Source organism: Halomonas sp. GD1P12 (assembly GCF_025725645.1).
In the GTDB taxonomy this organism is placed as follows: Bacteria; Pseudomonadota; Gammaproteobacteria; order Pseudomonadales; family Halomonadaceae; genus Vreelandella.
In genome coordinates, this window is sequence record NZ_CP107007.1 from 526,145 (window position 1) to 544,030 (window position 17,886).

At 65.3% G+C, this 17,886-nt stretch carries 18 protein-coding genes; 9 read left to right on the plus strand and 9 right to left on the minus strand.

What is annotated here, in order from left to right; translation table 11 throughout:
- Positions 1 to 5: 5 nt before the first annotated feature.
- Entirely contained in the window at positions 6 to 1,046 is a 1,041-nt protein-coding gene (locus tag OCT39_RS02495; RefSeq protein WP_263586128.1) for a Fe(3+) ABC transporter substrate-binding protein, read from the minus strand.
- Positions 1,047 to 1,264: 218 nt separating this feature from the next.
- On the opposite strand from OCT39_RS02495, the gene OCT39_RS02500 reads away from it, so the two are divergent.
- Positions 1,265 to 2,371, plus strand: coding sequence for an ABC transporter ATP-binding protein (locus OCT39_RS02500; protein ID WP_263586129.1), 1,107 nt, complete (start codon positions 1,265 to 1,267; stop codon positions 2,369 to 2,371).
- Here the strand turns inward: OCT39_RS02500 and OCT39_RS02505 are convergent.
- From OCT39_RS02505 to dctP, 4 genes are all read right to left on the minus strand, one after another.
- Positions 2,337 to 4,010, minus strand: a complete 1,674-nt coding sequence (locus OCT39_RS02505; protein WP_263586130.1) for an ABC transporter permease — start codon at positions 4,008 to 4,010, stop codon at positions 2,337 to 2,339. The genes OCT39_RS02500 and OCT39_RS02505 overlap by 35 nt on opposite strands.
- A 211-nt stretch (positions 4,011 to 4,221) precedes the next feature.
- Complete coding sequence (locus OCT39_RS02510) at positions 4,222 to 5,556, minus strand: TRAP transporter large permease (RefSeq protein WP_263586131.1); 1,335 nt, start codon at positions 5,554 to 5,556, stop codon at positions 4,222 to 4,224.
- Entirely contained in the window at positions 5,540 to 6,055 is a 516-nt protein-coding gene (locus OCT39_RS02515) for a TRAP transporter small permease subunit (protein ID WP_263586132.1), read from the minus strand. The genes OCT39_RS02510 and OCT39_RS02515 overlap by 17 nt, the downstream gene beginning before the upstream one ends.
- 56 nt (positions 6,056 to 6,111) lie before the next feature.
- A complete protein-coding gene (gene dctP, locus OCT39_RS02520; protein WP_263586133.1) occupies positions 6,112 to 7,206 on the minus strand; it encodes a TRAP transporter substrate-binding protein DctP in 1,095 nt (364 codons plus the stop codon).
- Between the two features lie 325 nt (positions 7,207 to 7,531).
- Between dctP and OCT39_RS02525 the strand changes: the two genes are divergently transcribed.
- A complete protein-coding gene (locus tag OCT39_RS02525; protein WP_263586134.1) occupies positions 7,532 to 9,697 on the plus strand; it encodes a GNAT family N-acetyltransferase in 2,166 nt (721 codons plus the stop codon).
- 32 nt (positions 9,698 to 9,729) lie between these two features.
- On the plus strand, positions 9,730 to 11,196 hold the full coding sequence (locus OCT39_RS02530) for an aminoacyl-histidine dipeptidase (RefSeq protein WP_263586135.1): 1,467 nt from the start codon (positions 9,730 to 9,732) through the stop codon (positions 11,194 to 11,196).
- Positions 11,197 to 11,295: 99 nt separating this feature from the next.
- Here the strand turns inward: OCT39_RS02530 and OCT39_RS02535 are convergent, their stop codons facing one another.
- Together OCT39_RS02535 and OCT39_RS02540 are read right to left on the minus strand one after the other, a co-directional pair.
- Positions 11,296 to 11,772, minus strand: coding sequence for a Dps family protein (locus OCT39_RS02535; RefSeq protein ID WP_263586136.1), 477 nt, complete (start codon positions 11,770 to 11,772; stop codon positions 11,296 to 11,298).
- A gap of 156 nt (positions 11,773 to 11,928) precedes the next feature.
- On the minus strand, positions 11,929 to 13,077 hold the full coding sequence (locus OCT39_RS02540; protein WP_263586137.1) for a glycerate kinase: 1,149 nt from the start codon (positions 13,075 to 13,077) through the stop codon (positions 11,929 to 11,931).
- A 168-nt stretch (positions 13,078 to 13,245) separates the two neighbouring features.
- Here OCT39_RS02540 and OCT39_RS02545 point away from each other — a divergent pair, with 168 nt between their 5' ends.
- Genes OCT39_RS02545 through OCT39_RS02560 form a run of 4 tightly spaced genes read left to right on the plus strand, consistent with a single transcriptional unit; the run spans position 13,246 to position 16,047 of the window.
- Positions 13,246 to 13,812: a hypothetical protein gene (locus tag OCT39_RS02545; RefSeq protein ID WP_263586138.1), complete on the plus strand. Its 567-nt coding sequence runs from the start codon at positions 13,246 to 13,248 to the stop codon at positions 13,810 to 13,812.
- On the plus strand, positions 13,809 to 14,252 hold the full coding sequence (locus tag OCT39_RS02550; protein WP_263586139.1) for a hypothetical protein: 444 nt from the start codon (positions 13,809 to 13,811) through the stop codon (positions 14,250 to 14,252). Before OCT39_RS02545 ends, OCT39_RS02550 begins: the two co-directional genes overlap by 4 nt.
- Positions 14,249 to 14,914, plus strand: coding sequence for a DUF1007 family protein (locus OCT39_RS02555; protein WP_263586140.1), 666 nt, complete (start codon positions 14,249 to 14,251; stop codon positions 14,912 to 14,914). The genes OCT39_RS02550 and OCT39_RS02555 overlap by 4 nt, the downstream gene beginning before the upstream one ends.
- 2 nt (positions 14,915 to 14,916) lie before the next feature.
- On the plus strand, positions 14,917 to 16,047 hold the full coding sequence (locus OCT39_RS02560) for a nickel/cobalt transporter (RefSeq protein WP_263586141.1): 1,131 nt from the start codon (positions 14,917 to 14,919) through the stop codon (positions 16,045 to 16,047).
- 4 nt (positions 16,048 to 16,051) lie between these two features.
- Here OCT39_RS02560 and OCT39_RS02565 read toward each other — a convergent pair whose 3' ends face one another.
- Complete coding sequence (locus tag OCT39_RS02565) at positions 16,052 to 16,471, minus strand: HIT domain-containing protein (protein ID WP_263586142.1); 420 nt, start codon at positions 16,469 to 16,471, stop codon at positions 16,052 to 16,054.
- Positions 16,472 to 16,643: 172 nt separating this feature from the next.
- Here OCT39_RS02565 and OCT39_RS02570 point away from each other — a divergent pair, with 172 nt between their 5' ends.
- On the plus strand, positions 16,644 to 16,775 hold the full coding sequence (locus OCT39_RS02570) for an entericidin A/B family lipoprotein (RefSeq protein WP_263586143.1): 132 nt from the start codon (positions 16,644 to 16,646) through the stop codon (positions 16,773 to 16,775).
- A gap of 118 nt (positions 16,776 to 16,893) precedes the next feature.
- Positions 16,894 to 17,274, plus strand: coding sequence for an I78 family peptidase inhibitor (locus OCT39_RS02575; RefSeq protein ID WP_263586144.1), 381 nt, complete (start codon positions 16,894 to 16,896; stop codon positions 17,272 to 17,274).
- Here the strand turns inward: OCT39_RS02575 and OCT39_RS02580 are convergent.
- Entirely contained in the window at positions 17,271 to 17,882 is a 612-nt protein-coding gene (locus tag OCT39_RS02580) for a LysE family translocator (protein ID WP_263586145.1), read from the minus strand. The genes OCT39_RS02575 and OCT39_RS02580 overlap by 4 nt on opposite strands.
- Positions 17,883 to 17,886: the final 4 nt, after the last annotated feature.

Consider the following 17,886-nt stretch of genomic DNA (forward strand, 5'->3'; position numbering starts at 1 on the left):
AAAGCCTAGCGCCAGCCCACGCGGTCGAAAATACGCACCGCTTCCGGGTTGTTCTCGCCCAAAAGACTCATGTTGATGTCGTCGCGCTTGAAGTCGCCCCAGGAGTCGAGCAGCGGGTCCTTGGCCACGCCCTCGACCACCGGGAACTCGTAGTTGCGGTCGGCCAGAATCTCCTGAGCCTCGTTTGAGGCCAGGAACTCCAGGAAACGAATGCCGTTTTCCGGGTTCTGGGCGTTGGCCACAAGGCCCGCGCCGCCGACGTTGACGTGGGTGCCCCGGTCGTCCTGATTGGGGAACAGAATCTCTACCCGCTCGGCGGCTTCGCGCTCGGCGTCATCGTCGGAGTTCAGAAGGCGCGCGTAGTAGTAGTGATTCGCCACCGCCACGTCGCACTCGCCGCTGGCCACGCCGAGAATCTGGTCGGTGTCACCGCCTTCCGGGTCGCGGGCCATGTTGTTCACCACGCCCTGGGCCCAGGCTTCGGCCTCTTCTGCGCCGTGGTGCTCGATGAGAGAGGCGAGCAGCGACTGGTTGTAGATGTTGTTCGACGAGCGAATGCACACGCGGCCTTCGAGGTCGGGCTCGGCCAGCGCCTCGTAGGTGGCGATGTCGCTCGGGTCGATATTGTCAGGATTGTAGAAGATCACCCGCGCGCGCTGGCTGAAGCCGAACCACAGGCCTTCCGGGTGGCGCATCGCCTCGGGCAGGCGCTCGTTCAAGACCTCGGAATCCACGCTCTGGAACAGGCCGTCTTCTTCTGCGCGCCACAGCCGGCCCGCATCCACGGTCAGCATCACGTCGGCGGGGCTGGCGATGCCTTCACGCTGCATGCGCTCCATCAGCTGGTCGGAGTCGCCTTCCAGCACGTTCACCTCGATACCGGTTTCATCGGTAAAGGCCTTGTAAAGCACCTCATCGGAGTCGTAGTGGCGGGCCGAGTAGATGTTGACCTCGTCGGCCTGGGCGCTGGCCGCGGCGCCCGCGCCGATCACGGCGGCGGCCAGGGGCGCCAGGGTCAGCGTTCTCTTCATGACTGTATTTTTCATACCTGTCTTCTTCATGATTGTTCTCCGTAAGGCAAATGGTTAGAGGGCTTATTATTTGATAATGGTTTTCATTCGCCGGTATTGAAACGGTTCCCCGCGTGCGGGTCAAGTCAAATGAAAACGAGACGCATCCGTTGATGTTAACGGATGAAAGCGCGACGGATTGAAAATACAATGGCGCTTTTAACCCTGCGGCTTGCCCCTTTCCGAGAGTGCCCATGACCTCGTCTACTGCCCCCACCTTCGATTCGCCGGCGCTCGCGCTTCAGGGCATCGAGCACGCCTTCGGTGATCATCGCGTCGTCAAGGGCGTCGATCTGGTGATCAACCCGGGAGAGGTCATGTGTTTGCTGGGGCCTTCCGGCTGCGGCAAAACCACGCTGTTGCGCATCGCCGCGGGCCTTGAAGCGGTGCAAACGGGGCGGGTGTGTCTCGACGGTGAAGAGATCGCCGGGCCCGGCCGAACGCACCGGCCGCCGGAGAAGCGAAGCGTGGGGCTGGCGTTTCAGGAGTCGGCGCTGTTTCCCCACCTGAGCGTGCTCGATAACGTCACCTTCGGGCTCAACCACCTGCCCCGGCGCGAAAGAGCGCCGCGGGCGCAGTCGCTGCTCGAACAGCTGGGCATGGCGGATCACGCCAGCCGCTACCCGCACATGCTCTCCGGCGGCCAGCAGCAGCGGGTGGCACTGGCCCGGGCGCTGGCGCCGAGACCCAATTTGATGCTGCTCGACGAGCCGTTTTCGAGCCTGGATGCCAGGCTTCGCGATCAAATCCGCGACGATACGCTCCACGTGCTCAAGCATCTTGGCACCGCCACGCTCCTGGTCACTCACGACCCGGAAGAGGCGATGTTCATGGCGGATCGTATCGCGCTGATGCGCGACGGCCAGATCGTTCAGACCGGCACGCCTTATGAGCTCTACTGCCTGCCGGTAGACCCCTTCGTGGTCACCTTCTTTGGCGAGGTCAACGAACTCGAAGGCGTGGTGAAAAACGGCCAGATAGAGACGTCGATCGGCACCTTGAAAGCAGAGTGGCTCGAGGACGACACTGCGGTGCAGGTGATGATTCGCCCGGAGGCGCTGCGCCTGAAAGCGCTCAATCTGCCCATTGGCGAGCACCGCGAAAGCCACGTGATCATGGCCAAGCTTCTGGGCCGGGCGAGCCTCGTGCATCTTTGCGCCCACGCCCAGAACGGTGAGGAAGCCCACCTGCACGCCCGCGTGCCCGGCGTCTACCTGCCCGCGCCCGGCCAGCCGGTGGAGATCGACCTGGATCACTCCCAGGTGTTCATTTTCCCGCGCCGCGACGCATCGCCACGCTGAGCAGTATCACCGGCACGATGCCCGCCAGCACGATAGCGAGCGAGGCGGTCGAGGCCTCGGCCAAGCGCTCGTCCGAGGCCAGGCTGTGGGCGCGCACCGCCAGGGTGTCGAAGTTGAACGGGCGCAGGATCATCGTCGCCGGCAGCTCCTTCATCACGTCGACGAACACCAGAATGCCCGCCGCCAGAAGGCTCGAGCGCATCAGCGGCGTGTGTACTCGTCTTAACGTGGCGCCTGCGGTGTGGCCCAGCGTGCGCGAGGCGGCGTCCATGCTCGGCGTCACCTTGCCAAGACTCGCCTCCACGGCGTTGAACGACACCGCGAGAAAGCGCACCACGTAGGCGTAGATCAAAATGAACGCCGAGCCGCTGAAGACGAGCCCCACGATTACCCCATAGCGGGCGTGCAGCCAGGCATTGAGCGTGCTGTCGAGCCAAGCGAAGGGAATCAAGATGCCCACCGCTACCACCGAGCCGGGAATGGCGTAGCCCATCGCCGCCACGCGGGTAAAGAGCCGGGCCGGCGAGGTGTCGTTCAGCCGCACGCTGTAGCTCAACACGACCGCCAGCCCCACCGCGATCAGCGCCGCGATGGCCGCCAGGCTCAGGCTGTTGAAGGCGAAGCGCAGAAAACGGGTGCCCAACAGCGCATCGCCCTGGGTGAGCGCCAGGTGGAGCAGAATGCCGCCAGGCAGCAGAAAACCGACGACGACCGGCAACACACACGCAAGCGTGGCCGCCGCCGCTTTCCCCCCGCCCAGTCGATACTCCGGCAGCGGCTGGCGGTGGCCTGCGGCGTGAAAGTAGCGCCGCTTGCCGCGCGACACCTGCTCCAAAAGCACCAGCACGATCACGAAGCTCAAAAGGCACGCCGCCAGCTGCGCGGCGGCCACCGGCTCGCCGAGTCCAAACCAGGTGCGGTAGATGCCGGTGGTGAAGGTATCCACACCGAAGAACTGCACCGCGCCGAACTCATTGAGCGTTTCCATCAATGCCAGCGACACCCCGCCCACCAGCGCCGGACGTGAAAGCGGCAGCGCCACGCTGAAAAAGAGCCGCCAGGGCCCGCGCCCCAACGTGCGGCCTACATCCAGCATGCCCGCCGACTGCTCCAGAAACGAGGCGCGGGCCAAGAGGTAAACATACGGATAGAGCACGAAGGTGATCAGCGTCGCCGCCCCACCCAGCGAGCGAATGTTGGGGAAATAGTAATCGCCATACTGCCAGTCGAACCAGGCGCGCAGCGCGCTTTGAAACGGACCCGCCACCTGAAAGAAATCCGTGTAGGCGTAGGCGATCACGTAGGTCGGCACCGCCAGCGGCAGCAAAAGCGCCCACTCGAAGAGGCGCTTACCCGGAAAGCGGCACATCACCACCAGCCACGCGCAGCCGGTGCCGATGATCAGCGTCCCGAGCCCGACCCCCAGCGTCAGCCACAGCGTATTGATCAGATAGCGCGGAAGCACGGTGCTCGCCAGGTGCCCCCAGATGCCGTCGGTCGGCACCAGCACGTGCCCGAGCACGATCAAGATCGGCAGCGCCACTGCCAGGGCTACGCCAAAAAGGGCCAAAGACCAGGGCGACAAGGCGCCAGCGAGTCGGCAGGCGGCCCGGGGCGAGCAGTGGGGGAGCGTCGACATGAAAGGCCTCCAGGGCGGCGCGTCAGTCCTTGAAACGAAAAAGCTTGAAACGAAAAAGCTTGAAACGGGAAAGCTTGAAACGAGAAAAGAGTGCGGCCGAGAATAGTATCACCGCGCGAGAAGCGGCGCAGCCAGGAAAGGAGGACGGTGTGAGGAGAGAAGCGTGGGCAGATCGAACAAGACGCCGCCGCCCGAAGGCGGCGGCAAGGGCTCAATAGCCGACCATCAGCCCCGGTAGGCCCGTGACCAGCACCGGGAAGAACGCCATCAGCACGCAGGCGATCAGAATCAGCGCGCAGAAGGGGATCACCGCCTTGTACAAGTCGACGATCTCCACTCCGGGCGGGGCAACGCCCTTGAGATAGAAAAGCGCGTAACCAAACGGCGGGGTGAGAAACGAGGTTTGCAGCACCACGGCGACCATCACCACGAACCAGAGCGGGTCGATCCCCATCTGTTCGATGATCGGCAGCATGATGGGAAAGCTCAACAGCACGATGCCCGTCCAGTCGAGAAACATCCCCAGCACGAACACCAGCAAAAACATCATGATCAACGCGCCGGTGGTGCCGCCGGGCATGGCCAGCAGCAGATCCTGAATCACCTGCATACCGCCGCCTCGCGAGAACACGCCGGTAAAGGCGGTCGCGCCCACCAGCACCAGCATGACCATGGTGGTGGTCTTGCCCGCGTCGATGAGCGTGCGGTAGCAGGTGGAGACCTTGCGATCGCCGAAGATCAAAAACAGGATGAACGCGATCAGCACGCCGATCGCCGAGGCCTCGGTGGCGGTGGCGATACCGGTGAACAGCGCCCCCAGAACGCCGAGAATCAGCGCCATCGGCGGCACCACGTACTTGCCGAGCATTTTCAAGAGCTCGCCGGTACTCACCTCCGCGCGCTCTTCCTTTGGCACCGGCGGCCCATAGGAGGGCTTGAAGTGGCAGATGATCAGCACGTAAAGCGCGTACATCACGCCCAGCATGACGCCGGGCACCATGGCGCCGGCGAACAGCGCACCGACCGACACCGGCGAGTAGCTCGCCATCAAGATCAGCATGATGCTCGGCGGAATCAGAATCCCCAGGCAGCCGCTGGCCATGATCACCCCGGCGCTGAGCTCCTTGTTGTAGCCATACTTGAGCATCGGCACCAGCGCGATCATGCCCATCACCGCAATCGAGGCGCCGACGATGCCGGTGGTCGCGGCCAACAGCACTGAAACGATGACCACGGTCAGCGCAAGCCCGCCGCGCAGATTGGCCAGCAGCAGGCGCATGGCGTCGAACATGCGCTCGGTGACGCCGGAGTCGTTCAAAAACCTCGCCATGAGCACGAACAGCGGGATCGCCACCAGCACGTAGTTGTCCATGGCGTTGCCGAAAATGTTGTTGATCAGCGTGCCCAGCACTCGCTCGCCGGGGCCGACGAAGGCGCCGATCACCGCCACCCCGCCGAGCACAAAGGCGAGCGGATGACCCATGAACAGCCCGACCAGCAGGCCACCGAACATCACCAGCGCCAATAGCTCAGGACTCAAGTTCATGGGAGCGCTCCTCACGCAGGGCGATAACGGCGCGCAGTACGATCGCGATCGCCTGCAGTAGAATCAGCGCGGCGGCGAGCACGATCACGCCCTTGATGGGGTAGACCGGCAGCGCCACCATGCCGTAAGTCGTTTCGCCCCGGCTGAAGGCGCGCTCGAAAAACAGCCAGCCGTATTTCAGCATCATCCAGATGAAGGGCACGAAGAAGATCAGATAGCCCAGCAGGGTCAGCACCGCCTGGCGCTTGTGTGACAAAAGGCGCTTGAGCACGTCGACTTCGACGTGGGCGTGATGCTTGAGCCCGTAAGCAGCCATCAGCATGAAGTGGGCGCCAAACAGCATCTTGGTGACATCGAAGGCCCAGTCGCTGGGCCGCCCGAGAAAAAAGCGCGAGGCAATATCGTAAAGCACGATCAGGGTCATCACGGCGATCAGTGGCGCGATCAGGCGCCCGAACAGCTCGTTGAAGGCGTCGATCGCCTTGGCAATGGCATTCATGGAAGCCCTCCGCAGTCAGCTGAAAGCCCCGGCCTGGCCGGGGCGGTAAACGCGCCTTACAGGCAGGCTTCGATCTCTTCCAGTGACGGCAGGTTGTCCATGGTGCGGCTCATGTTGAAGGGGTAGGAGACGTCGCGCCAGGTGGCGTAATCCTGCAGATAGCTGACCATCGACTGGTAGACCTTGGCGTGGTCCGGGTTCTCGCAGGCGCCCTGAACGATCACGTCGTTGGTCACCTGCTGGATCTGTGCCAGATCCTCGTCGGAGAACTGGTTGATGGTCACGCCATCCTCGACGAACTTGCGGGTGGCTTCATTGGATTCGCGCTCGGACCAGGCCAGCGACCAGGCCATGGTGGCGTCGGCGGCGATGCGCAGCTTCTGCTGAGTATCCTCATCCAGCGCGTTCCAGGCGTCCATGTTGATCATCACGCCAAACACGCTGGCGGACTGGTGCCAGCCAGGTGTTGCCCAGTTGTCGGCCACTTCCGCGAAACCGGCCTTGTAGTCGACGCCGGGGGTGGAGAATTCGCCGGCGTCGATCACGCCACGCTCGATGGCCTGATACACCTCGCCGCCGGCCAGCGTCACCTGAGAGCCGCCCAGCTGCTCGAGCACGCGGCCCTGGTCACGCCCGGAAAGGCGCAGGCGCTTGCCTTCGAGATCGGCGATGCTCGCGATCGGCGTACGGCCCATGAAGCCGGACTCGTTGTTGGTGATGCCGTAGGGCAGGTACATCATGTTGAACTGGCCGTAGATCTCCTCATACATCTCGCGTCCGCCCCACTGCTGAATCCAGTTCAGGTAGTCCACGCCGTTGAACAGGCTCGTGGTGGTCGCAAGCGGTGAGAACGCCGGGTTGAGCCCCGCCCAGTAGCCGGGCCAGTCGCCGGCGGCCTCGATGCTGCCGGTTTCGGTGGCGTCGAACACTTCGGTGCCCGGCATCAGGGTACCGCCGGCGCGAAAGTTGATCTGAATTTCCTCGCCGGCCAACTGATTGACCAGCTCCACCCAGTGACGGTCGATCTGAATCAGATCCAGGTTATCCGGCCAGGTGGACGTCATGGTCCACTGCTCTTGAGCCTGGGCAGTGGAGGCGAACAGCACGCCCGTGGCGAGGGCCGTGAGGGTAAAACGCGAGGCAAGTTTCATGATGTGTTCCCTGTTAGCGTGTGGTGTTGTTGATATTGGCAAACGGTCAGGAAAGCGAGCGCAGGTTTACGTATACGTAAATTTGGGTGCGCCACAGCGATAAGCTAGCATACTCGCCAGGCCCGCGCGCCATAGCCGATGGTGGTAGATCGCCCGCGCCATTGAAGTTGGTTAACGCCGCGTTTTTGATTATTAAATAGTGGGTGGTCGCGAGTTGATCCGACCTGTTGAAAAGTGAGCCGATGTCGCAAACCTCAGAATCGTTGAAAGATCGCTTGATGTACGTGGGCGAGCGGTCACTGGGCTCGCTTTGCAGAGAGCCGCTGTGAGCGGGGCGCTCGAGCGCCACGTTGGCGCGCTGGTAGCCCACTCGTATCGCCTGGAGCGGCGCCGCTGGCGCCAGCTGGTATGGCTCGAAGGCGAGCCTGCCGCGTGCCGGCGGGCGGCGCTGGCGCTTTGGCACGCCCGCGCCTGGCGAGCGCCGCTCTGGGTCGCGGACCCGAAAGAGGCGCCAGTCGAAGCACTTTCGAACAAAAAGGTGCATCGCCGGCTGGGGGGCGAGCATCAGCTGGTTATCCTTGACGTAAGCGGAAGCCAGGGGCTGGATCCGGACATGCTGGGCGTGTTAGCAGGGACGCTGAGCGCCGGCGGGTTCTGCGTGCTGATCACGCCCGCCGGGTGGGGCCGCGCGCCGGACCCGGACCCGGACTATGCCCGCCTGAGCGACCACCCCCACGCCTGGACGTCGCTCACCGCGCGTTATCTCGAGCGCCTGGCGAAGATACTAAAGGCTTCCCCCGACATCGTGCGCTGGCAGCCCGGCGTCGGACTCAAGCTTGCCCGGCTCGGCGCGAGCGGTGCGCCCGGTCTTGTCTGCCGGGACACGGCGTGTCGCACCGGTGACCAGGCGCAGGTGGTCGACCAGCTCGTTCGTTTGAAGCGCCGCCGGCCGCTGGTGATCACCGCCGACCGCGGACGGGGCAAAAGCGCGGCGCTCGGCATCGCCTGCGCGCGGCTTTTGCACAGCGGCGTGAGCGAGATCGTCGTCACCGCGCCGTCGCGCGAGGCGATCCAGAGCCTGACGGAGCGGCTGGAGGCGCTCTGCCCGCAGGGCGCGTGGCAAACGCCGGATCACTTTGCGCTGCCAAGCGGCCAGGCACTTCGCTACCTGGCGCCCGCCGCGCTCGACGCGCAGGTGCAGTTGGGCGGTGAAGGCGGCGATGGCGCGTATCTTCTGGTCGACGAGGCGGCGGCGCTTCCCGCTGCGCTGCTCGCGCGCTGGCTCGACGCCTTTCCCCGTGTAGCGTTTGCCTCCACCGTGCACGGTTACGAAGGCTCCGGGCGCGGCTTTGCGCTTCGCTTTCGCGACGTGCTCGACCGGCGCACGCCGCTCTGGCGCGCCGCCAAATTGCAAACGCCGGTGCGCTGGGCCGCGTTCGATCCGCTGGAGACGATCGTCAAGCGGCTGCTGCTGCTCGACGCGCCACTGCCCACCGCCGAGCCCGCGGCCGCGCTGGTCGCGCGCGCGCTTTCGCCGGCGGCGCTGGCCGCCGCGCCGGTTCAGCTGGAGAAGCTCTTCGGGCTTTTGGTGCAGTCGCACTACCGCACTGCGCCGTCCGATCTTCGTCAGCTGATGGACGGCCCCGGCGTCGGGTTTCGCATGATCGGCGAAGAGGAGCCCCAGGCCGTGCTGGTCACGTTCGAGGAGGGCGGTTTCGACGCGACGCTTGCCGATGACGTGGCCCGAGGCGAGCGTCGCCCGCGCGGGCATCTGCTGGCCCAGTCGCTGGCCGCCCACACCGGCAGCCGCGCCGCGCTCGAAGCTCGCTGGCGCCGCGTGGCGCGGGTGGCCACCCACCCGGAGCGTCGCCGCGAGGGGCTCGGGCGCGCGCTGATCGAGGCGGATATGCGCGACGCCCGGGCGCAGGGCGTTGCGCTTTACGGCGCCACCTTCGGCGCCGAGGCCTCGCTTCTGCGCTTCTGGCGGGCGCTTGGCTTTTTGCCGGTGCGCCTGGGCGTCACTCAGGAAACGTCTACCGGCGAGTACGCGGTGATGGTCGCCCGCGCGCTGAACGCTCAGGGCGAGGCGGTGCTGGCGTCACTCAGAGCGGGCTTCGAGGCGAGTCTTTCGAGCCTTCTGGCGTTTGAGCTGACCGCGCTGCCCGCCAACGTCGTCCCGCAGCTTTTGAGCGACGCCGCGCCGGCGCTCAACGCGCGCGAGCAGCAGGACGCGCAGGACGTCGCCTACGCGCACCGCGACCCGGCGCTCGCCAGGGCCTCGCTCCAGGCGCTGGCGCGCTGGGCGAGCGCGGACATCGAGCGCGCCGGCTGCGCTGATGAGGCGCTTCGTGCGAGTCTCGAAACGCTGACCGCCTGGGCGTTTCAGAACCGCGCGCCCGCGCGCGCGCCGCGCGAGGCGAACCAGCGGCTGCGCCAGGCGGTGCGGGCGCTGTTTGAGGCCACTCTTTCGCCGGGCGAGCCGCAGCGGTAGAGTAGGGCGGTTACGGATCAAAAAGAGCTCACATGAACGCACACCTGGACGCGCTGGAACCCACGCTGGTATGGCGCCACTTTCGTACGCTGTGTAACACGCCCAGGCCCTCCGGCCGGGAAGCCGCGCTGGTCGCGACGCTCGAAACCTGGGCCGAGGCGCTTGGCCTGGCCCACGACCGCGACGACTTCGGCAACCTGCGCATCAAAAAACCGGCAAGCCCCGGGTGTGAAAGCGCCCCCGGCGTGATCCTTCAGGGCCATCTGGACATGGTCGCCCAGGCCAATGCCGATACCCCCCACGATTTCGATAACGACCCGATCCGCACCTACGTCGACAGCGGCTGGCTGCACGCCGACGGCACGACCCTGGGCGCGGACAACGGTCTTGGCGTGGCGGCGATTCTGGCCGTGCTCGAGGATGACACTCTCACCCATGGCCCGCTGGAGGCGCTCTTTACCCTGGAGGAGGAGACCTCCATGGGCGGGGCGCTGAATCTTGCCGAGAACTGGCTGGACGGGTCGCTTCTGCTCAACCTGGACAGCGAAGAGCGCGGTGAGGCCTACATTGGCTGCGCGGGCGGCGCCGACGTCATGGTCGATGCGCGCCTGCCGGGCAAGGCGCTGGCCGAGCGTGAGACGGTGATCGAACTTGCGCTGACCGGGCTCAAGGGCGGCCACTCGGGGATCGATATCCACAAGCCGCTGGGCAACGCCAACCGCCTGCTGGTGCGGGCGCTGCGGGCTCTCGATATGCTCGACGCGCGCCTGATCGACTACAAGGGCGGCACGCTGCGAAACGCCATCCCCCGCGAGGCCTTTGCCACGCTGGCGCTGCCCATCGATGAGCTCGACACCGCGTTCGACAAGATCGCAAGGCTCGAAGAGGTGCTGAAAGCGGAGCTTGGCAGCGGTGACCCGAACGTGTCGCTCAAGGCGCGCCGTGTCGAGGCCGTGGTCGAGGCGGAGCCCTTGACCCACGATGCCAGCACCATGCTGATCTCGGCGCTTTACGCCGCCCCCTGTGGCGTCGAGCGCATGAGCGCCGACGTCGAGGGCGTGGTCGAAACCTCGAACAACCTGGGCGTTTTGAGCCTCGAGCAGGGCCGGCTGCACCTGTGCGCTTTGGTGCGCTCGCTGCACGACAGCGCCGCCGAGGCGTTGGCCGACCGCTTCAGCGCGCTGTTCGGTTTGATGGGCGCGCGGGTCAAGGTGGAAAACGGCTACCCGGGCTGGGCGCCGAATCCGCAAAGCGCTTTGCTTGCGATCTTCAAGGCGCGCCATCAGGCGGTGCTGGGTTCTGAGCCCGCGGTGAAGGTGATCCACGCCGGGCTCGAGTGCGGCATTCTCGGCACCAAGTATCCCGACCTTGACATGATCTCCTTCGGCCCGCTGATTCGCGGCGCCCACTCGCCGGACGAGCGGGTCGAGCTTGCCTCCGTGACGGAGTTCTGGACGATGCTGCGCGCGCTGATCGAAGCGCTGGCAGAAAAACGCTAGACGCGTACGGTGTAAAAGCACGAAAAAACGGCGCCCGAAGGCGCCGTTTTTCTTTTCAGCCGCCGAAAAAGCGGCGACGTGTGTACTGGTCGAGCGGTGTTATTTACTCAGATAAGCGTTGAGCATCCACACGGTCTTTTCCTGCTCGCGGATGTAATCGCCGGCCTGAGAGGCGGTGCCTTCGTCGTCGGCGTCGGAGGCCAGCGCCAGCACTTCGCGCTGCAGCGCGATCAGCGTCTGGTATCCGTCGAGCACGCCTTTTACGCAGGTCTGGCCGTCGAACACGTCCTTGTCTTCCTGAATGCGCGAGAGCTTGGCGTAGTCGCTGTAGGCGTGCACCGGCTTGTGGCCCAGGGTCAGGATGCGCTCGGCGACTTCGTCGACCTTGGTCAGAAGGTCGGTGTAGAACTCCTCGAACTTCTCGTGCAGCTGGAAAAAGTCGTTGCCTTTCACGTTCCAGTGGTAGCCGCGCACGTTCATGTAAAAGATCTGGTAGTTGGCCAGCAGGTGGTTCAGCTTTTCGGCGAGCTGGCTGGCGCTGTCTTCGTGTAGACCAATGCTGTTGAACTCGGACATCACTACGTCTCCATGTAAGCCGTTAAACGGGTGTCGATTCGTTCAAAAAGGTTAGCGCACGCTGGATACGCGATAAAACGAGTTTTGCGTATCGCCTTCATAGCGTAGCGGTATCGCGCGCCTATGCCTTGGATGTGCAGGCGAACGCGCGGGTTTTCAACCGCCGCTTGCGGTAGGGCGGTTTTGGAAGAGCCGCACCACGCCTTCACAGCGCGCGCTCAACAGCTCGGCGGTGCGCGGTAGCGCCTCCTCGAGGCTCATCGGGCCGTCGGCCAGGGCGAAGGCGGCGGTGACGCCTTCATCAAAACACGCCTGCCAGCCGTCGCCCAGACTTCCCGCCAGCACCACCACCGGTTTGCCCAAGCGCTTCGCCGCCCGCGCCACGCCGATCGGCGTTTTGCCAGCCAGACTCTGGCCGTCCAGGCGGCCTTCGCCGGTGATGACAAGGTCTGCCTGCTCGATCAGCGCGGGCAGATTCGCCTGGCGCATGATGATCTCGATGCCGGGCTTGAGCGTCGCGCCGAGAAAGCTCGCCGCGGCAAAGCCCATGCCACCGGCCGCCCCGGCGCCGGCGAGCTCGCGAAGATCGTCACCCAGTGCCTGGGCACTGACGTCGGCAAAGCGCGCAAGGGCTGCGTCGAGCGCGGCGACATCGTCCGGGGTGGCGCCTTTTTGCGGGCCGAACACGGCGCTGGCGCCGCGCTCACCCAATAGCGGGTTGTCCACGTCCACCGCCGCTTCCACGGTAAGCCCCGCCAGGCGCGGGTCGAGCCCGGAAAGATCCAGCGTTTCGAGCTCGAAAAGCGCCGCCCCACCCGGGGCCAGCGCGTTGCCTTCGCGGTCTTTAAGCGTAGCGCCGAGGGCCTGGAGCATGCCGGCGCCGGCGTCGTTGGTGGCGCTACCGCCGAGCAGTAGCAGCGCCTTCTCGGCGCCGGCGTCGAGTGCGGCCCGGAACAGCTCGCCGACGCCGAAGGTGCTGGTGCGCAGGGCGCTGCGCTCGGCACGCGACAGGTGCTGCAGGCCGCTCGCTTCTGCCAGCTCGATAAATGCGGTACGCTCGCGGGCAAGCCAGCCCCAGCGTGCCAACCGGGCCCGGCCGAGGGCGTCCTGAACCGTGCACTCGCGCCGCTCGGCGCCGGTGGCGCTGATCAGCGCCTCGAGACTTCCCTCGCCGCCGTCGGCCAGCGGGCAGGGGTGCACGGCCGCCGTCGGACACGCCCGCTTGACGCCTTCGGCCATGGCGTGGGCGGCCGCGTCGGCGCCGAGGGCATCCTTGAAGCTATCCGGGCAAAGCACGACGTTCATTAACGCGATCTCCATAAAACCTTATAGTGAATTTATTGTCTGGAAATGATTGCTTGGAAATGGGGTTTGGAACCATCGCTCTGGCAGTGAGCTTAGCGCGGCGCGGCGGTGCGCACCAGGCTTGGCGGGCCTTTGATAAAAACCGGCGCGAACGCCGAGGGAGCACCCATGAAGCCACGACAGATTAAGTCACGACCAATGATGCTGGTTTTGCTGCTGGCGCTGGCGGGCTGTCAGACAACGCCGGACCGGCTACCCCGCGCCGAGCCTGCCCCGGCGCCTTCGTGCTACTTTCCAACCCAAGGCGTGGCGGGCGAGGAGGTTTTGCGCCAGAGCGTGGCGCTGCTCGAGCAGTGGGAGTTCGAGCTCGACAACACCGATACCGCGCTTGGCCTGATCAGTGCGAGCAAAGAGCGCGAGCTGATCGGCTATTACGACCCCTATGACGGCGACTACGGCTCCGGCGTGCGCGTGTTTGGCGGCCTGGGCCTTGGCCTTGGCCATCGCTCATCGATAGGGCTGGGGCTTGGCTTTGGCGGCGGCATTGGCCAGCGCCCGGTGGAGAGCGAGCGGGTGAGCGTGCTGGTGCAAAACGATCACGTGCGCGTCTCCCGCGATATCCGCCGCTTCGATCACCTGCGCGACCTGCGCGAGTCGCGCAGTGCCAGCGACGACGATTTCTGCCGGCGCTTTCAGTCGGCGCTGCCCGCCTTCGACACCGGGAGCCGCTTATGAGGCGTTCATCCAGCATCAAGGCTGTGGCGCTGGTGCTCGCCACCGCGCTACTCGCCGGCTGCGCCACCCCCCAGCCGGCAAACCCGCGCGAGCTTCGCTTCAACGCCACGCCGGAGCGCACCTTTCGCGAGGCGGTGGATTTGATGGTGGCTCAGGGCTACGTGATTCGCCACGCGGACCTGGCGCTTGGCCGCGCCGAGGCCTCGCTTGCCCGCTGGCCGGAGTATCGCCTGCTGCTGCGCGTCGAGCCTTCTGGTGCGCCCCGAGGCGCTGCCGGGCAGGGCACTTCGGATCAGACCGCATCGAGCCAGGCCGCATCGAGCCAGGCCGCATCGAGTCAGGTGAGCGTCTCGGCGCTGCGCGGCGCCACGCCGCTGGCGCCGTACCTGCTCGACCCCTGGCTCGTCGAGCTGCAGCAGCGGCTGGGAGAGGCACCTTGAACCGTTCTGCATTAACACGCGCCTTGCTTGCGGCCGGCTCACTTTTGTTGGCCAGCGGCGCGCAGGCCCACCCCCACGGCTGGATCGATCTCAGTGTGACGGTCGTGACCGATGAGCAGGGCCGCGTCACCGCCTTCGATCAGATCTGGCGGATGGACCCGTTCTACAGCCTGATCGTGTTCGACGAGCTGCGAAACGTGGCGGACGCCACCTTCGAGGAGGGGCTCGACCAGCTCGGTCAGGACATTCGCGACAACCTTTCGGCGCAGCACTACTTCACACGAGCCTGGCTCGACGGCGAGCCGCTGGCGCTGGGCGAGGTGAGCGAGTACACCACCTATGAACGTGATAGCCGCCTGGTGTACATGTTCTCGCTGCCGCTGGCCGAACCCGTGGCCCTCGACGGTGCGCGGCTCGAGTACCAGATCTATGACCCGACCTACTACATCGAAGTGGTCCACGAAGAGCAGGATGGCGCCCCAGCCGAAAGCGCGCTGACGCTTGTTGGCGATGAGACGTCCTGCGCGCTCGGCGTCTCTCAAGCCAGCCCGGACCCGGAGCTTGTGCTGCAGGCCGCGCTGCTGGACAAGGGCGATGAGGGGGAGCCGGAGCTCGGTCGCTACTTTGCCGAAACCGGCCATATCGACTGCAGTGAATCCTGATCATGCTCCCTACCGCCCGAAACACGTTTACCAATAAGCATCGAACTTCCAACGCGTCGCCCTCGAGCGCGCGCTTCAAAACCGGGCTCACGCTTGCGTTGGTGATCGGCCTGATTGGGCTTGCCATCTGGGCGGCCACGCTCTGGTTCCAGGGTGCGAGCCTGCAGATTCTGGCCTGGCAGCGTGAGCTTCATCGGGCGCTGACGCTCTCCATCACCGAGCTTGCGCGCACGCCGTCGAACTCGGCGTGGGTGACGCTTCTGAGCGTAAGCTTTGGCTACGGCGTATTCCACGCCGCGGGCCCGGGTCACGGCAAGGCGGTGCTGGCGACCTATCTCGCCTCCCACGGCGGCGCGACCCGCCGTGCTCTGGGGCTCTCGTTTGCCGCTTCGATCCTGCAAGGGGTGACCGCTATCGTCATGGTTGGCGTGCTGGTGTTCGGGCTGGGCTTTTTGACCCGCCAGGCGATGGGGCAGGTGGTGTGGGTCGAGCAGGGCAGTTTTTTGCTGGTCGCGCTGTTGGGCGTCTGGCTCTGCGTGCGCGCGGCGCGAAAGCTGCGCCATGCCTATCGCTCCAGGGCGCCGGCGGTGTTGACGCCGGTGTCGCAAGGCCCGGGGCTGCTCTCGGCGCCCAGCCACGGCCATTTCCATCCGCATCATCAGCACGAGCACGGCGACCATCATGAACACGGCGCCCACTGCTGCGGCGGCGCGCACCATGTCGAACCGGACCAGGCGCTTGATTGGCGCACCGCGCTGATGACCGTTGGCGCGATTGGCCTGCGCCCCTGTTCCGGGGCGGTGCTGTTACTCGGGGCGGCGGGGCTTTTAGGCCAGTTTTGGGTTGGCGTCAGCGCAGTGGTCGCGATGTCGCTGGGCACCGGTATTACGGTATCGGCGCTGGCGCTGGCCAGCGTGTTCGCTCGGGGCTGGGCGACCCGGCGGCTGGCGCGTCAATCGCAAAGCCGCGCGGTCGAAAAGATCGCTGCCTGGGCGGCGCTGGCCGGAGGTGTTGTGATCGTGGCGTTGGGCGTGTCGCTGTCGGTCGCGGGCTTCGATCAGCCGGCGAGCTCGCCACTGTTCAGCGAGCCGCCGGCGCGCTCGAGCAGCGCCCCCTTTGGTCCTGGCGCTTGATTCGCTAAACGTCGAGCTTATCCATGTGGGCCAGAATCCGCTCGCGGCGCTCGCGTTGAAGCGTCGGGCTATAGGGCACCGCCTCGCCCTTGCCCCATACCGGCGCCGGCCAGGCGTCATCGCGCGTAAAGCGCACCACCAGATGCACATGAAGCTGGCTGACGACGTTGCCCAGTGCTGCCACGTTGAGCTTGTCGCCTTGAAAGGCCAGCTGAAGCGCCTGGCCAAGCGCGGTGGTCTCCCGGTGAAGCTGCGTTTGGTCGTCGTTTGAAAGCTCGAATATCTCGCGCACGCCTGGCCGGCGCGGCACCAGAATCACCCAGGGAAAGCGCGCGTCGTTCATCAACAGCGCGCGGCAAAGCGGCAGGTCGGCAAGCGACAGGGTGTCGGCGGCCAGGCGGCTATCCAGCTCGAAAGTGCTCATGGGGTGGGCTCCGGGATAAAACGTTGACAGTTCAAGGGCGCTGTCATAAAAATCGATGCACGTGGCGGCGTTAAACGGGCAGAATCGTTAAAACGCTGTTACGCTGACTATACGCCTGCGTGATAGTGACACGCGAAGGCTTTCCGACCCCGTGAATGTTAAGGAGAACATGATGAAAAAACTACTCGCCGTAAGCTTCATTATGCTGATCAGCGCTTCAGCGTTGGCCGGTTGCAACACCATTTCCGGCGCAGGCAAGGACGTGCAAGCGGGCGGCCAGGCCGTGCAGGACGCCGCCGAGTAAGTTCGGTCGGGTGCTCCAGGAAGCAGGCGGAAGGTTTTTCCGCCTGCTTCTTTCGTTTGGGGCCGTCGCTTTTACACGTTGGCGGCTTTTTCATCGCGCATTCACAAGGAAACGTGACATGCCCAATCTTGATCGCTTTCTTAGAACCTGCCTGACGGCCACTGGCGCGCTGACCCTCGGTGTGCTCCTGAGCGCCTGTGCGGCTCAGACCGGCGTCGCCCAGGCGCCGAGCAGCCCGGACGTCAGTGCCCCGCCGCCGCCCCGGGTCGCCGACAACGCGCCGCCCGCTACCTCGCAGGGCGCCTGCAATATCGCTTCGCTCGAGGCCGTTGGCGAACCGCTGACCGAGGCGCGCTCTCGCGAGCTCATGAGTCAGAGTGGCGCGCGCGATGTGCGCGTGTTGCCACCCAATAGCGTGGCGACCATGGACTACCGCGAAGACCGGCTCAACATCGAGCTCGACGAGGCCGGGCGCATCACCGCGCTGCGCTGCGGCTAACGCAGAATCAGCACCACGCAGGCGGCGGTCAAAAGCCCCATCGTCACGTTGAACGCCCGCCAGGCCGCCGCGGTCTTGATGAAGCGCCCGATCGCCACGCCAAACACCGCCCACACCAGCAAACACGGCAGGGCGGTGAGTTCGGCCATCCCCACCAGAAGCACCGCATTAAGCAGCATCGGGCCGTTTTCCGGCAGAAACCCGGCGATTAGCGCAAGCCCCAGCACCCAGGCCTTGGGATTGGCGAGCTGGAAAAGCGCCGCCTGGCCGAAGGTCAGCGGCTTGCCCCTGGCGCGAGTATCGCTCAGGTTCGGCGGCGGCGCCGTGGCGATTTTGTAAGCGAGATAGAGCAGATAAGCGCTGCCCGCCCAGCGCAGGCTCCACTGCAACACCGGAAAACGCTCGAACAGCGTGCCAAGGCCCAGCGCAATGGCGAGATAAAGACAGAAGCAGCCGCCGACGATGCCGCCCATGTGGGGCAGCGTTCGGCGCACGCCGAAGTTCGCCCCGGAGGCGGTCAGCATCAGGTTGTTCGGCCCCGGCGTCAGCGTCATCGACATCATGAAAAGCGCCACCGGCCCCAGTAGTAACAGCCACTCACTGCCCATGACG

Bases quoted from the DNA above. Each gene is read 5' to 3' on its own strand.
- OCT39_RS02495 (WP_263586128.1), bottom strand. From the start codon at position 1,046: ATGAAAAATACAGTCATGAAGAGAACGCTGACCCTGGCGCCCCTGGCC.
- OCT39_RS02500 (WP_263586129.1), top strand. From the start codon at position 1,265: ATGACCTCGTCTACTGCCCCCACCTTCGATTCGCCGGCGCTCGCGCTT.
- OCT39_RS02505 (WP_263586130.1), bottom strand. From the start codon at position 4,010: ATGTCGACGCTCCCCCACTGCTCGCCCCGGGCCGCCTGCCGACTCGCT.
- OCT39_RS02510 (WP_263586131.1), bottom strand. From the start codon at position 5,556: ATGAACTTGAGTCCTGAGCTATTGGCGCTGGTGATGTTCGGTGGCCTG.
- OCT39_RS02515 (WP_263586132.1), bottom strand. From the start codon at position 6,055: ATGAATGCCATTGCCAAGGCGATCGACGCCTTCAACGAGCTGTTCGGG.
- dctP (WP_263586133.1), bottom strand. From the start codon at position 7,206: ATGAAACTTGCCTCGCGTTTTACCCTCACGGCCCTCGCCACGGGCGTG.
- OCT39_RS02530 (WP_263586135.1), top strand. From the start codon at position 9,730: ATGAACGCACACCTGGACGCGCTGGAACCCACGCTGGTATGGCGCCAC.
- OCT39_RS02535 (WP_263586136.1), bottom strand. From the start codon at position 11,772: ATGTCCGAGTTCAACAGCATTGGTCTACACGAAGACAGCGCCAGCCAG.
- OCT39_RS02540 (WP_263586137.1), bottom strand. From the start codon at position 13,077: ATGAACGTCGTGCTTTGCCCGGATAGCTTCAAGGATGCCCTCGGCGCC.
- OCT39_RS02545 (WP_263586138.1), top strand. From the start codon at position 13,246: ATGAAGCCACGACAGATTAAGTCACGACCAATGATGCTGGTTTTGCTG.
- OCT39_RS02550 (WP_263586139.1), top strand. From the start codon at position 13,809: ATGAGGCGTTCATCCAGCATCAAGGCTGTGGCGCTGGTGCTCGCCACC.
- OCT39_RS02560 (WP_263586141.1), top strand. From the start codon at position 14,917: ATGCTCCCTACCGCCCGAAACACGTTTACCAATAAGCATCGAACTTCC.
- OCT39_RS02565 (WP_263586142.1), bottom strand. From the start codon at position 16,471: ATGAGCACTTTCGAGCTGGATAGCCGCCTGGCCGCCGACACCCTGTCG.
- OCT39_RS02570 (WP_263586143.1), top strand. From the start codon at position 16,644: ATGAAAAAACTACTCGCCGTAAGCTTCATTATGCTGATCAGCGCTTCA.
- OCT39_RS02575 (WP_263586144.1), top strand. From the start codon at position 16,894: ATGCCCAATCTTGATCGCTTTCTTAGAACCTGCCTGACGGCCACTGGC.
- OCT39_RS02580 (WP_263586145.1), bottom strand. From the start codon at position 17,882: ATGGGCAGTGAGTGGCTGTTACTACTGGGGCCGGTGGCGCTTTTCATG.